This window comes from Paraburkholderia sp. 32 (assembly GCF_050435345.1).
GTDB classification, from domain to species: Bacteria; Pseudomonadota; Gammaproteobacteria; order Burkholderiales; family Burkholderiaceae; genus Paraburkholderia; species Paraburkholderia tuberum.
The window spans coordinates 2,584,688-2,596,618 of sequence record NZ_JBNDKD010000003.1 but is presented as its reverse complement, the minus strand read 5'-3'; the positions used below and the strand labels follow the sequence as shown (position 1 = coordinate 2,596,618).

14 protein-coding genes are annotated in these 11,931 nt (G+C 64.2%); 6 read left to right on the top strand and 8 right to left on the bottom strand.

Going from position 1 to position 11,931, the window contains the following annotated elements; translation table 11 throughout:
- Positions 1-4 precede the first annotated feature (4 nt).
- The 3 genes from OKW26_RS34865 to OKW26_RS34855 form a co-directional block, all read right to left on the bottom strand.
- The gene (locus OKW26_RS34865; protein WP_429356448.1) at positions 5-796 is read right to left on the bottom strand and encodes a BON domain-containing protein; all 792 of its coding nucleotides are present in this window, start codon (positions 794-796) and stop codon (positions 5-7) included.
- A 26-nt stretch (positions 797-822) separates the two neighbouring features.
- Positions 823-1,410: a phosphoheptose isomerase gene (locus OKW26_RS34860; protein ID WP_184068788.1), complete on the bottom strand. Its 588-nt coding sequence runs from the start codon at positions 1,408-1,410 to the stop codon at positions 823-825.
- Between the two features lie 145 nt (positions 1,411-1,555).
- Positions 1,556-1,978, bottom strand: coding sequence for a YraN family protein (locus OKW26_RS34855; RefSeq protein ID WP_429357156.1), 423 nt, complete (start codon positions 1,976-1,978; stop codon positions 1,556-1,558).
- 88 nt (positions 1,979-2,066) lie between these two features.
- Here OKW26_RS34855 and rsmI point away from each other — a divergent pair, with 88 nt between their 5' ends.
- The gene (rsmI, locus tag OKW26_RS34850; RefSeq protein ID WP_429356447.1) at positions 2,067-2,951 is read left to right on the top strand and encodes a 16S rRNA (cytidine(1402)-2'-O)-methyltransferase; all 885 of its coding nucleotides are present in this window, start codon (positions 2,067-2,069) and stop codon (positions 2,949-2,951) included.
- A 120-nt stretch (positions 2,952-3,071) separates the two neighbouring features.
- Here rsmI and OKW26_RS34845 read toward each other — a convergent pair whose 3' ends face one another.
- A complete protein-coding gene (locus OKW26_RS34845) occupies positions 3,072-3,677 on the bottom strand; it encodes a septal ring lytic transglycosylase RlpA family protein (RefSeq protein WP_184060825.1) in 606 nt (201 codons plus the stop codon).
- A gap of 648 nt (positions 3,678-4,325) precedes the next feature.
- Here OKW26_RS34845 and OKW26_RS34840 point away from each other — a divergent pair.
- The 3 genes from OKW26_RS34840 (at position 4,326) to OKW26_RS34830 (ending at position 6,148) form a co-directional block, all read left to right on the top strand.
- A complete protein-coding gene (locus OKW26_RS34840; RefSeq protein ID WP_429356446.1) occupies positions 4,326-4,970 on the top strand; it encodes an MBL fold metallo-hydrolase in 645 nt (214 codons plus the stop codon).
- A complete protein-coding gene (locus OKW26_RS34835) occupies positions 4,967-5,599 on the top strand; it encodes an exonuclease (protein ID WP_090802665.1) in 633 nt (210 codons plus the stop codon). Before OKW26_RS34840 ends, OKW26_RS34835 begins: the two co-directional genes overlap by 4 nt.
- Positions 5,600-5,689: 90 nt before the next feature.
- Positions 5,690-6,148, top strand: a complete 459-nt coding sequence (locus tag OKW26_RS34830) for an Lrp/AsnC family transcriptional regulator (protein WP_012431468.1) — start codon at positions 5,690-5,692, stop codon at positions 6,146-6,148.
- A gap of 63 nt (positions 6,149-6,211) precedes the next feature.
- Here the strand turns inward: OKW26_RS34830 and OKW26_RS34825 are convergent, their stop codons facing one another.
- On the bottom strand, positions 6,212-7,405 hold the full coding sequence (locus OKW26_RS34825) for a cation diffusion facilitator family transporter (RefSeq protein WP_429356445.1): 1,194 nt from the start codon (positions 7,403-7,405) through the stop codon (positions 6,212-6,214).
- Between OKW26_RS34825 and OKW26_RS34820 the strand changes: the two genes are divergently transcribed.
- On the top strand, positions 7,394-7,597 hold the full coding sequence (locus tag OKW26_RS34820; protein ID WP_429356444.1) for a hypothetical protein: 204 nt from the start codon (positions 7,394-7,396) through the stop codon (positions 7,595-7,597). The genes OKW26_RS34825 and OKW26_RS34820 overlap by 12 nt on opposite strands.
- 184 nt (positions 7,598-7,781) lie before the next feature.
- Here OKW26_RS34820 and OKW26_RS34815 read toward each other — a convergent pair whose 3' ends face one another.
- Together OKW26_RS34815 and OKW26_RS34810 are read right to left on the bottom strand one after the other, a co-directional pair.
- On the bottom strand, positions 7,782-8,084 hold the full coding sequence (locus OKW26_RS34815) for an H-NS family nucleoid-associated regulatory protein (protein WP_008921239.1): 303 nt from the start codon (positions 8,082-8,084) through the stop codon (positions 7,782-7,784).
- A 401-nt stretch (positions 8,085-8,485) separates the two neighbouring features.
- Positions 8,486-9,148, bottom strand: coding sequence for a HugZ family protein (locus OKW26_RS34810; protein WP_184068800.1), 663 nt, complete (start codon positions 9,146-9,148; stop codon positions 8,486-8,488).
- A 251-nt stretch (positions 9,149-9,399) separates the two neighbouring features.
- Here OKW26_RS34810 and OKW26_RS34805 point away from each other — a divergent pair, with 251 nt between their 5' ends.
- On the top strand, positions 9,400-10,614 hold the full coding sequence (locus OKW26_RS34805) for an MFS transporter (RefSeq protein WP_429356443.1): 1,215 nt from the start codon (positions 9,400-9,402) through the stop codon (positions 10,612-10,614).
- A 106-nt stretch (positions 10,615-10,720) separates the two neighbouring features.
- Here OKW26_RS34805 and OKW26_RS34800 read toward each other — a convergent pair whose 3' ends face one another.
- Positions 10,721-11,866 (bottom strand): branched-chain amino acid ABC transporter substrate-binding protein, encoded by a 1,146-nt coding sequence (locus OKW26_RS34800; protein WP_187612062.1) that lies wholly within the window; start codon positions 11,864-11,866, stop codon positions 10,721-10,723.
- Positions 11,867-11,931 lie beyond the last annotated feature (65 nt).

Genomic DNA, 11,931 nt, shown 5'->3' with positions numbered 1-11,931 from the left:
TGCATCAACGCACCGCCTTCGGATTACCCGGTCGCACCGACGTCGACGAGTTGACCGGCGCAGGCGCCTGCTGATCGAGCGGCCGCGCGCTCACCGACGAATCGGGAATCGCGCCGACCGTCGGCTCGCTGACCTCGGGCTGCGAGGCGGCCACCGGCGCCGTCGCACCGGCGGCCGCAGCAGCTTCGGCTTCCTGCGGCTGGATGTACTGGAACACCTTGACCACCTCCACGACGCCCGGCACGCGGCTCGTGACGTCGGCGCCGATATTGCCCTCATTCATCGTGACGAGGCCCATCAGATAGACGTTGCCGCGCTCGGCCACGACCTTGAAATTGTTCGCCGAAATGTTCTTCTCGGCGATCAGAGCGGTCTTCACGCGCGTTTCGAGGTAGGTGTCGTTGGTGCGCGACGAGAACGAGCTCGCCGGCGCGATCGCCAGTTCATTGACGATCGTATTCACGTTGTTCATGTTCCGCACGATGCTCTCGGCACGCTGCTTCGACGCCTCGCCCGCGACCTCGCCGGTCAGCAGCACGCGGCGGTTGAACACCGTGACGTTGACGTGCGCGGAGTCCGGCAGATTCTGGCTGATCTGCGACAGCGCCTTCACCTGAATCTCGCGATCCTCGGTCTGCGCGCCGAGCGTGCGGCGGTCGGTCGCCATCAGCGCGCCGCCGCCCGCCGCCGCCCCGACAGCGAGAAAGCAGCCTTGCAGCGTGGCCGACAGGCCCGCCGCGACCCCGACCACGAGCACGGTTCTCACCAGTGTCTTCTTGATGCGGAAAACGCTCATCAACTAGCTCTCCTTCGAAATCAGTCTCAGTCTTCGCCGAGCAACATGGCATCGATGCCGTCGCACAGGCAATGGATGGTCAGCAGGTGCACTTCCTGGATGCGCGCCGTGCGGTCGGACGGCACGCACACGTGAATGTCGGTGTCGCTCAGCACTTGCTGCGCGCGTCCGCCGCCCTTGCCGGTCAGCGCAACGACGATCATTTCGCGCTCATGCGCGGCTTCGATCGCGGCCAGCACGTTCGCGGAATTGCCGGATGTGGTGATCGCGAGCAACACGTCACCGGGCTGACCGAGCGCCCAGACCTGTTTCGCGTAGATCTGTTCGAACGAATAGTCGTTGGCGATCGCGGTGAGCACGGAGGTGTCGGTGCTGAGCGCAATGGCCGGCAGACCTGGCCGCTCGCGCTCGAAGCGGCCGATCAGCTCGGCCGCGAAATGCTGCGCGTCGGCGGCCGATCCGCCGTTGCCGCACGCGAGGATGCGATTGCCGTTGGCGAGCGCGGCGAACATCGTGTCGATCGCGGCGGCGATCGGCATCGACAGGGTTTCGAGGGCTTCGAGTTTGACTGCCGCGCTGTCGCGGAAGTGTTGTTGGATGCGTTCGACTGACATCGAGTCTCTATCTTCTACCGCGAATGGACCGCACTGCGCGGCCGTGTTGTGAAGTCATACTGCCAGGCTGTGGCCGCCGATGAGTTGTTCGCGCGGCACGCGAGCGCAAGTTTATCGCACTCACGCGCGTTGTCTGCGCTGTCGGTCAGACTTCGTCGGCGCGAAACGCATCGCGCAACCATACGAGCCTGCCGCTCTCGAACGCGACGACGTCGAAACGGCACGCGGGTTCGTCGCGCGGGCCGCGGTTCGTCGTGGCGCGCGTCGCGAGATAGTGCCGCGCCGCTCGCACGATGCGCTGTCTCTTCTGCCAACCGATGCTCGCAGCCGCACCGCCATAATGCCGCTGCGCACGCGCGCGAACTTCGACGAACACCAGCGCGCCGTCACGATCACTCATCACGAGATCGATCTCGCCGCCCCGACAGGTGACGTTGCGCGCCACGAAGCGCAGACGCTGGCGCTGCAAAAATTCTCGCGCGCGTGCTTCGAAAGCCGCGCCGACGGATTTGGACTGGTGAGCGCAGGAAAAGTTGTGGGCGGTTTTTGGACCGGCGTGTATGGGCATCTTTTGCGCAGTCTTCGGCGCGGCCTGCTCGCGCAAGCCCACATGGCACAATGTCGGCCTCGTTCCGTCTGTTTGTGTCTTCCGTGTCATGACTCCTCTCTCCGAACTCGCGCAAGGGCAGCAGTACCCCGCCGCCGCGCTGTATGTGGTGGCCACGCCGATCGGCAACATCGCCGACATCACGCTGCGCGCGCTGCACGTGCTCGGACTCGCGGACCGCATCGCCGCCGAGGACACCCGCAACACCGGACAGTTGCTCGCGCGCTACGGCATCTCGAAGCCGCTCGTCGCCGTGCATCAGCACAACGAGCGCACCGCCGCGCAGCGCGTGATCGAGTATCTGCAGGCCGGCGAGCGCGTGGCCTACGTGTCCGACGCGGGCACGCCGGGCATCTCGGACCCCGGCGCCAAGCTCGTCGATGCCGTGCGCGAGGCCGGCTTCGTGGTGGTCCCGCTGCCCGGCGCGAGTGCGCTCGCCACCGCGCTCAGCGCGACCGGCGACTGGGTCGCGACGTTCTCGTTCCTCGGCTTCCTCCCCCCGAAGCCGAGGGCGCGCGCCGCCGCCTTGCAAGCGCTCGCGCAACATCCTCACGCGATGGTGTTCTACGAAGCGCCGCACCGGATCGTCGAGACGGTCCAGGCGCTCGCCGATGCGTTCGGCGGCACACGCCGTCTGCTGATCGCGCGGGAACTGACGAAGTTACACGAAGCCCTGCACCAGGGCACCCTGGCCGAAGGGCCAACGTGGCTCGCTGCCGACGCGAACCGGCAGCGTGGCGAATTCGTGCTGGTGGTCGAAGGCGCGGCGCCCGAAGCGGCCGGCGAGCACGATCACGACGCGCTGCTCGGCATCCTGCTGGAAGAATTGACGGTGAGCAGCGCGGCGAAGGTCGCGGCGGCGCTCACGGGCGCATCGCGCAACGTGTTGTACGCGCGCGCGCTGGCGCTGAAGGAAGACAAGCCCGAAACGTGAGGGTCGAGCCCGGCGGGTAAAAGGCTGACGGCAACAGAAAAGGGCCGCATGTCGCGGCCCTTCGATTTTCTGCAGACGGTTGGTTCAGCCGACGCGGCATCATCGCCACGTAACGTCACATCACTTGTTCGAATCCGAGTTCGACGCGAGCGTCTCGTTCAGTTCGGCGCGCGCTTCCTGCTGCGTGAGCCCTTCGATCTTGACCCGCGCGGTGCCGGTGTGGCGCATGTCGAGCATGGCGGCGGCCGCCATCGACAGGTCGATCACGCGGCCGCGGGCGTACGGGCCGCGGTCGTTGATCCGTACGATCACCGAGCGCGAATTCGCCGGATTGGTCACGCGGACGTACGAGCCGAGCGGCAGCGTGCGATGCGCGGCCGTCATGGCATGCATGTCGTAACGCTCGCCATTGGCGGTGCGGCGGCCGTGGAAGAAGCGTCCGTACCATGACGCGCGTCCGATCTGATGGAAGTCCGCGACGTCGACGCCGTCGTCGGTGAGCGGCTGCGCGTCAGCCAGCGGCGACGCGGGCGCGTTCGACGCGCTCGGGCTCGAGGCCGGCGCGCTACCGAACGATTGCGGTCCGAAAGAGCTCAGGTGCATGTTCTTTGTACTTTGCGGCGTGTCGTTCGCGGACGTATCGGGCGCGCCCGGAGGCGTGGCACAGCCGGCCAGTACAAAAAAGGCAAAAAGAGTCCCTACACCACGGGTTAGCCGAGTTTTCATAAGACGTGCAATCACATTGTCGAGCCGCGTCACCCACAAACTGCTGGGTGTGTTGCTTGCGGCTCCGGCGGTAGGGACGACAACGCGCCGCGCGAAAATGCGCAGTACGTCAAAGCCCGGATACGGCTTACTCAGCCGCTACCGCACGGTTAATTTTCACGTCTGGCGCAACCTGTCCCCGGCAGCCTGACCAGACCCCACATGCCGCCAACTGAACGTGGCAATGACACGTTCTTGCGCGCGCAACTCAGCGCGCAGGAACGGCGGCGTAGGCCCCACCCAGCGTCACGGAGATTAATTCCGTAGCAGGCGCGCGGCGCCTAGCTGGGCAAGACGTGTGCATCGAACGCATCGATACTGATGGCCGTCGGCATTCCGACAGCCCTTACTTGAACGGCGAGCGGCATTCCCTTTTTGTGGGAACGCATCGCCTTGTGGCAGCACAATTCCTAGTGCATGGAGTCCATTATACCCAAAACTTTTTTTTGGGATGGTGAGCTGCTCAAAAACTTGATCAATCTTCACATTTATCGCAAAAATGGACATACGAAAGTCCGAGACGGGCCGTGAGCTGGCCCCGTCGCATGGGCGGCGGAGGCTGTCGCGAGGCCCGGTACAATCAACGTTTTTCCAGCGCGTCGTCCAGCCATGAAAGTCACCCTGATCCCCGTCACGCCGTTCCAGCAGAACTGCTCGCTGCTCGTTTGCGAGGCCACCGGGCACGCTGCCGTCGTCGATCCGGGCGGCGACCTCGACATGATCCAGCGCGAGATCGCGCGGCAGAACGTGACCGTCGAAAAGGTCTTGCTGACCCATGGCCACATCGATCACTGCGCCGGCGCGAAGACACTCGCCAGCCACTACGGCGTGCCGATCGAAGGTCCGCATCCCGACGAACGCTTCTGGCTCGACAAGTTGCCGGACCAGAGCACGCGCTTCGGCTTCCCGGCCGCCGACGCCTTCGAGCCGGACCGCTGGCTACAAGACGGCGACACCGTGCAATTCGGCGACGAAACCCTCGAGGTCTACCACTGCCCCGGCCACACGCCGGGCCATGTGGTCTTCTTCAGCCGCGCGCACCGGCTTGCACTAGTTGGCGACGTGCTGTTCGCCGGCTCGATCGGCCGCACGGATTTCCCGCGTGGCAATCATGCGGACCTGATCCGCTCGATCCGCGACAAACTCTGGCCGCTCGGCGACGACGTCACGTTCGTGCCCGGCCACGGCCCGACCTCGACGTTCGGCGCCGAGCGCCGCACGAATCCCTACGTCGCAGACGGAGTGGGCGCATGAGCAGCGAAATCTATGTGAGTACCGACGTCGAAGCGGACGGCCCGATCCCCGGCCCGCATTCGATGCTGAGCTTCGCATCCGCCGCATACACCGAAGACAAGCAGCTGATCGCGACGTTCTCGGCGAATCTCGAACTGCTCGAAGGCGCAGCGCCGCATCCGGTTCAGGAAGCGTGGTGGAAGACCCAGCCGGAAGCATGGGCGGCCTGCCGCCAGGACTTGCAGAAACCCGAGGCCGCCCTGACCGCCTATGTCGAATGGGTCGAGGCGCTGCCGGGCAAGCCGGTGTTCGTCGCGATGCCCGCCGGCTTCGACTTCACCTATATGTTCTGGTACATGATGCGCTTCGTCGGCCGCTGCCCGTTTTCGTGGTCGGCGCTCGACATCAAGACGCTCGCGTTCGCGATGACCGGCCTGCCGTACCGCAAGAACATCAAGCCGCGCTTTCCGAAGCACTGGTTCGACGAGCATCCGCACACGCACGTCGCGCTCGACGACGCGATCGAGCAGGGTGCCCTCTTTTGCAACATGCTGAAGGACTTGCGCGCGCGTCAGCCCGAGCTGCCGGGGGATGGCAAGGATGATGGGGACGGCTCAGGGCAAAACGCCGCTCCCGACCCGGTAAATTAGGCAATCTCGCTCGCGAGAGCCGTTTTACATTGCGTTTCGTTTTCGCGCCCTCTACCATGCGTTGATACGGCGACGCTAACGGAGGCGCAGTTGACACTCGATACGTTCTCACAGAAGATCCTGCGCCTACTGCAGCTCGACGCACGTCGTTCCGTGCAGGAAATCTCCGACCAGGTCGGGCTGTCGAGCACGCCGTGCTGGCGGCGCATCAAGGACATGGAACAGTCGGGCGTGATCCAGCGCTACACGGCGCTGCTCGATCGCGAAAAACTCGGCTTGCATGTGTGCGCGCTCGCGCATATCCATCTGACACGCCACACCGAAGGCGGCGTCGAGCAGTTCGAGCGGGAAATCGCCACCTGCCCCGAAGTGACCGAGTGCTACAGCACGACCGGTGAATCCGATTACATCCTCAAGATCGTCGCGCCGGACATCAAGGCGTACGACAGCTTCCTGCACGAACGCATTTTCAAGATTCCAGCCGTCGCGCAGGTGCGGACGAGCGTCGTGCTGCGCGAAATCAAGTTCGATACGCAGTTGCCGTTGTGACGGATGCCGCCGCCGCGGGCGGCATGAAGGTTCGCGGCATCGGGTGTCCGAAACTCATCGGACTCAGGCGGCGTTGTGAGGCTCCGCGGCGATTGACCGACCGCCGAGGGCGACGCCAGTCTTGAGTTCCGCCACCGGACCGCCTTGCGCGGCCGAGATATCCCGTTGCAGCAGCACGTCTAGCTTGCGCGCGCCGAGACGACGCTTGAGCGCCTCCAGATCGACGCGCCCAAGCGACTGCGCCTCGCTTTCCAGCAGACGCGCGGCCTCTGGGCCGTCCGCAGCGCGCCCTTCAACGGACGCCGCCGCCGGTAACACCACCTCCACGTCGAGCCCGGTGCTCAGGTAGTGCAGATTTATCCCAGCGGCCTGCAAGCCCGAGGCCGCCAGCGCCGCGTCGACCTCGGCGGTCACGCGCTCCCGCGGCGGCAGATCGACCGGTGGATGCGCGAGCGCATCGTTTTCCGGATCGACGTGGATCAGCGCGTCGAGCACGCGCTTGTCGGTCAGCACACGCAGCCGCGCCGACTCCGCGATGTAATGCCCTTCCGATACCGAAATCATCGGATCGACCAGAATGTGCGCGTCGACGAGCGCGAAATCGCCCATCTTGCGCGTACGCATTTCGTGCACGTCACGCACGCCGGGGGTGGACATCAGCAATGCGCGCATGTCGGCCGCGGCGGTTTCGTCGAGCGCGCGGTCCGACAGATCCTGCAGCGCGTCCCAACCGAAGGTCCAGCCCATGCGCGCGACCATGAAACCGACGATGGCCGCCGCGATCGGGTCGAGCAACCGCAAGCCGGCGAGACTGCCGATCACGCCGATTCCCACCACCAGCGACGACGCCGCGTCCGAGCGCGCGTGCCATGCGTTCGCGATCAGCATCGCGGAACGCACGCGCTTCGCCTCGCGCAGCATGTAGCGAAACAGCGCTTCCTTGCAGACCAGCACGAGCGCCGCGACCGCGAGCGCGCTCATGTGCACGGCGGGAATATTTTGCAGGTCGGCGAGCCGCGTACCGGCGCGCCACAACATGCCGACGCCGACCGAGATCAGCAGCGCGCCGAGAAATAACGACGCCACCGTCTCATAACGGCTATGCCCGTAATTGTGATCCGCGTCGGGCTTGGCCCCGCTGTGCCGATTGGCAATCAGCACGACAAAATCGGAAATAAGATCGGCAAGGGAATGGATACCGTCGGCAACTAGCGCCTGCGAGTGCGCGATCGTGCCGATGGCGATTTGCAGCGTCATCAACACGCTATTGAGCGCAATACTCGCAAAAGTACTTTTGCGCGCAACGCGTTGTTTCTCGGTGGTTTGGGCGATCGCGGCGGACTGCATGCTGAAGAGGCGGAAAGGTCAATTATTGTTATTGTACCCGCCGCGAATCGCGCACGCAGGGAAAAGCGGAAAAAAACCTTTTTAAATCAATCGCTTATCTAAACGAAAAGCATTCGCGTTCCAGTTGCCTGAAGCGCATGCGACAAAAAACTCGGCGCCGCAAATGACGAAAACCGCGCCCTGAACGGTGCGCGGCCTTTTGAGATTCTGCAGCAGGCTATAAACGCGGTGGATTGCCGCTATTCGTACTACGTGCGGCCAACCCTCACTGCCCGCCTGATCGTGATTACTTCTGGATCAGAAACTTTTCGCGATCAAGACCCGCAATCCAGCGCGGCGGCTTGCCGCGACCGGACCACGTGCTGCCGCTTTCCGGATCGCGATATTTAGGCGCGACGCCTGCGCGCGGCCGGCTCGCTTTAGCGCCTTTCGGTGCGCGGCCGCCGCCGAGTTCGCTCAGCGAAATGCCGTAATCCGCCATCTTCTGCTTGATTTCATTCAAGACTTCCGCGTATTCGCGCGACTTCGCTTCTTCAATCTGCTTTTCGAGCTTCTCGCGCTGCGCGAGCAGTTCCTTGTAAGAAGACATAGGTTTCCCTTGTGGTATGGATAAATGACCGCCGGTCTTTTGCCGACTCGCCTTTGAAGGTTTCATGCCTCGGAATTTGACGGCGAGATTAACACAAAATAGAAAGGCTGGATAAGCAACCGGAAAAAATTAATTTAAATTCGTTTCAAAAAGTTTCCTGCGCTGCTTTTGGGTCGGACTACGGCCTTTCTAATCGCTGATTTCGCATGTCGCTAAAAAAGTCCACTCATCTGCATATTTACACGATTTAACTATCAAGAAATGAGACTTGAGCGGTCCATTGCACATCGAACATTTCACGGCATGAAAGCTTTGGCTTGGATAAGCCGCGCACTATTGAGACAAGGACCCCGTTCGTCGCGACTGGCGCATGCGCGCTTTCTCGATAAATGATAAATACTTTAATCCGCATGCCGCTCGATGCAGACTTCGAGCGCGGCGTGCAATGTCCCGGTATCGGACCGGGCGCCATCGAATGCGAAACGGTGGCGCACGCCGTTGCGTTTCAGATCGGCGCCATAACGGTCGACACCCAGCAATTCGACGCCGCCCGCGCCACTCAGCCGGTGACCGAATTCCGCGATCAGCGCGTCCTCCTCGCTGACTGCAAGCGGCGGCAGCGGATCGAGTTCGGCGCCATCGAGCCAGCCCATCGCGCCAAAGCCGCCGATGTAGCGCAGCCGCTGGACCTCCATGATCCAGAACGTGAAATCGCCCAGCATCAGGTAGCGCTCCGCGTCCGGGTGATAGCGCAGGTAGCGCCGCGCCAGTTCCGGGCTCGAGCCGACCGGCTCGAAGCGGCCAAGCAGCGTGACGCGCTGGCCGCCCAGCACGTCGCCGTCGGGTGCGTCGACGGCCAGAAAACCGGCGCGCGGATCGGTGTGCAGGTTGTGCGTGTGCTCCGCGAGCCGGCTCACAAGGATCGTCGGACGATGCCGCGCGTCCGGCGCGAACGGCAGCACCGACGGATACGGAAAGCCCTCGGGCTGGCGAGCGTGCGTGGCGAGCGTGCCGACCGTGGCCGTGTGCAGCAGATGCAGCGGAGCGTGAGCCGGAATGTTCAACTGAGCGTTCCTCGGTGAATTAGGAATGAACGGAAAGCGGTGAGCGGCAGAAAAGCCGCCGCGCACGGCAATGCAAAAACCAACTCCGGCATGCCATGGCATGACAGCCGGCAATACCGCCAGGTTGCATCCCCGAGCCTATCAATCGTATGCGCCCGATCCCACGGCTCCAAGCATTCGCCACCACGCTTCGATAGAATCGAAGATCCGCTTTCAATGCGCTTTCTCGCGCACTTCGCCTCGAGACCTCCGTGCCCGATCACCAAGCCTCCGAATTCGCCGTCCTGCCCGCCGCGCATCGCAATCTGTCCGTCACCGCACGGCAACGCGCACGCATTGCCACGATGGCGGTATTTTTCATCGCCGGCATGATGTACGCGTCGTGGGGCGTGCACGTGCCGACGGTGCGCGACCGCTTCCATCTGAATCCGGCGATGCTGTCGTTCGCGTTGTTCGCGGTGGCGGGCGGATCGATCGGCGCGATGGTGACCAATGCGTCGTGGATCGCGCGGGTCGGCACGCGCCGCGCCTGCCTGACCGGCGGCCTCGCGATGGCCGCCTGCGCCGCGCTGATCCTCGTCGTGCCGGCGTACTGGAGCCTGCTGGTCGTGCTGGCCGTCTTCGGCGCGGGCATGGCCACGCTCGACGTCGCGATGAACGCCGAAGCGAGCGCCGTCGAAAAGGCGCTCGGCAAGCCGATCATGTCGTCGCTGCATGGGATGTTCAGCCTTGGCGGCATGTTCGGCGCGGCGGTGGGCGGGGCGCTGCTGTCGCGCGGCATGGCGCCGGCTGTGCATCTCGCGCTCGCCGCGGCGGCCAGCGCGCTCGTGCTGGTGCTCGCGTGCCCGTCGGTGCTGCCGCACGTGCCGCACGCCGAGCATCCCGATGCCGCGACGCCGCGCGCGAGCCGCTGGCGCTCGCCGGCGTTGTGGGCGCTCGGCACGATGGCGCTGGTCGCGCTGATCGCCGAAGGCGCGATGTACGACTGGGCCACGGTCTATATGCGCGATGTCGTGCTCTCGACGCCCGCGCTCGCCAGCGCCGCCTACGCGGCGTTTTCCGGCGGCATGGCGGCAGCGCGTTTTGCCGGCGACGCGGTGCGCGCCCGCTTCGGCGCGCCGCAACTCGTGATGATCAGTGCGGCGCTCGCCTGCGCCGGGATGGTCGGCGCGCTGCTGCTGCCGAATCCGGTGGCCGCGCTCGCCGGCTTTGCGCTGATCGGCCTGGGCCTCGCGAACATGATGCCGGTGCTGTTCGCGGCGGCCGCGAGCGTGAAGGGCATCCACGCGGCCGAGGGACTCGCGCACGTCGCGGGGCTGGCCTATTTCGGGTTGCTGCTCGGACCGGTGATCATCGGTGCGGTCGCGCAGGTGACCAATCTGACGATCGGGCTGTCGGTCGTCGCCGTGTGCGCCGCGATGATCGCGCTCGTCGGGCCGAAGGTGCTGCGGCGTTTGAAGATCTGACGCAAACGCAACGCCAAAAAGAAGAGGCACGCAAGCCTGACGGCCCACGTGCCTCTTTGGCGGCAAATCGAAGTGCGGCCCGACGCCGCCTTCGACCACACCGAATTTACATCTTCACGACGTCGAGCAGCGTCTTCTTGCCTTGCTTGTAGCTGTACAGCGAGATCACGCCGTGCTGCAGGTCGCCCTTCGAGTCGAACGTCGTTTCGCCGATCACGCCCTTGTAGTCGGTCGTCGGCATCGCTGCCAGGATCTTCGCCGGATCGGTCGAGTTAGCGCGCTTCATCGCGTCGACGATGATGTACACCGCGTCATACGTGAACGGCGCGTAAATCTGGATCGGCTGGCCGAAGCGCTTCTCGTACTTCGTTTCGAACGCCTTGCCGCCCGCCATCTTTTCGAGCGCCATGCCGGCTTCCGAGCAGACGATGTTGTCGGTTGCGTCGCCGGCCAGGTCCGACAGCTTGTCGGTACACACGCCGTCACCTGCCAGCACCTTCGCGCGCAGGCCGAGCTGCTTCGCCTGCTTGGCGAACGGGCCGCCGGTCGCGTCCATGCCGCCGTACATGATCGCGTCGGGATTTTCACCCTTGATCTTCGTCAGAATCGCGCGGAAGTCGACGGCCTTGTCGTTCGTCGCGTCGTGCGACACGACGTTCATACCGAGCGACTTCGCCGTCTTCTCGAATTCGTTCGCGAGACCCTGGCCGTAAGCGGTCGAGTCGTCGACGATCGCGACGCTCTTCACCTTCATGCCCTTCGCCGCGTAGTTCGCGAGTGCCGGGCCTTGCTGAGCATCGGTCGCGACGACGCGGTAGGTCGTCTTGAAGCCTTGCTGCGTGTAGGCCGGGTTCGTTGCCGACGGCGAGATCTGCACGATGCCCGCATCGCTATAGATCTTCGATGCCGGGATCGAGGTGCCCGAGTTCAGGTGGCCGACCACGGCGACGACCTTGTCGTCGACGAGCTTCTGCGCAACCTGCGTGGCCGTGCGGGGGTCGGCCGCGTCGTCCTGCGCATCGAGTTGCAGCGTGATCTTCTGGCCGCCGATCGTCAGACCCTTCGCGTTGATTTCCTCAATGGCGAGGCGTGCGCCGTTTTCGTTGTCTTTACCCAGGTGAGCGATACCGCCAGTCAACGGCGCGACGTGACCGATCTTCACGACCGTGTCGGCCGCGGCCGATGTTGCCAACGTCGCGAACAGCACCGCCGCAGCGCTGATCGGCAACAGCTTTTGAATCTTGATGTTCATGTAAGTCTCCAGTTTCGGTCAAAACAACGTAATCGCCCTGTGCCCCGCTTCCCCTACTCGTGTCG

What these genes read in the sequence shown, in the direction of transcription:
- OKW26_RS34840 (WP_429356446.1), top strand. Translation starts at nt 4,326, where the DNA reads ATGAAAGTCACCCTGATCCCCGTCACGCCGTTCCAGCAGAACTGCTCG.
- OKW26_RS34800 (WP_187612062.1), bottom strand. Translation starts at nt 11,866, where the DNA reads ATGAACATCAAGATTCAAAAGCTGTTGCCGATCAGCGCTGCGGCGGTG.
- rsmI (WP_429356447.1), top strand. Translation starts at nt 2,067, where the DNA reads ATGACTCCTCTCTCCGAACTCGCGCAAGGGCAGCAGTACCCCGCCGCC.
- OKW26_RS34835 (WP_090802665.1), top strand. Translation starts at nt 4,967, where the DNA reads ATGAGCAGCGAAATCTATGTGAGTACCGACGTCGAAGCGGACGGCCCG.
- OKW26_RS34855 (WP_429357156.1), bottom strand. Translation starts at nt 1,978, where the DNA reads ATGCCCATACACGCCGGTCCAAAAACCGCCCACAACTTTTCCTGCGCT.
- OKW26_RS34845 (WP_184060825.1), bottom strand. Translation starts at nt 3,677, where the DNA reads ATGAAAACTCGGCTAACCCGTGGTGTAGGGACTCTTTTTGCCTTTTTT.
- OKW26_RS34825 (WP_429356445.1), bottom strand. Translation starts at nt 7,405, where the DNA reads ATGACGCTGCAAATCGCCATCGGCACGATCGCGCACTCGCAGGCGCTA.
- OKW26_RS34865 (WP_429356448.1), bottom strand. Translation starts at nt 796, where the DNA reads ATGAGCGTTTTCCGCATCAAGAAGACACTGGTGAGAACCGTGCTCGTG.
- OKW26_RS34860 (WP_184068788.1), bottom strand. Translation starts at nt 1,410, where the DNA reads ATGTCAGTCGAACGCATCCAACAACACTTCCGCGACAGCGCGGCAGTC.
- OKW26_RS34815 (WP_008921239.1), bottom strand. Translation starts at nt 8,084, where the DNA reads ATGTCTTCTTACAAGGAACTGCTCGCGCAGCGCGAGAAGCTCGAAAAG.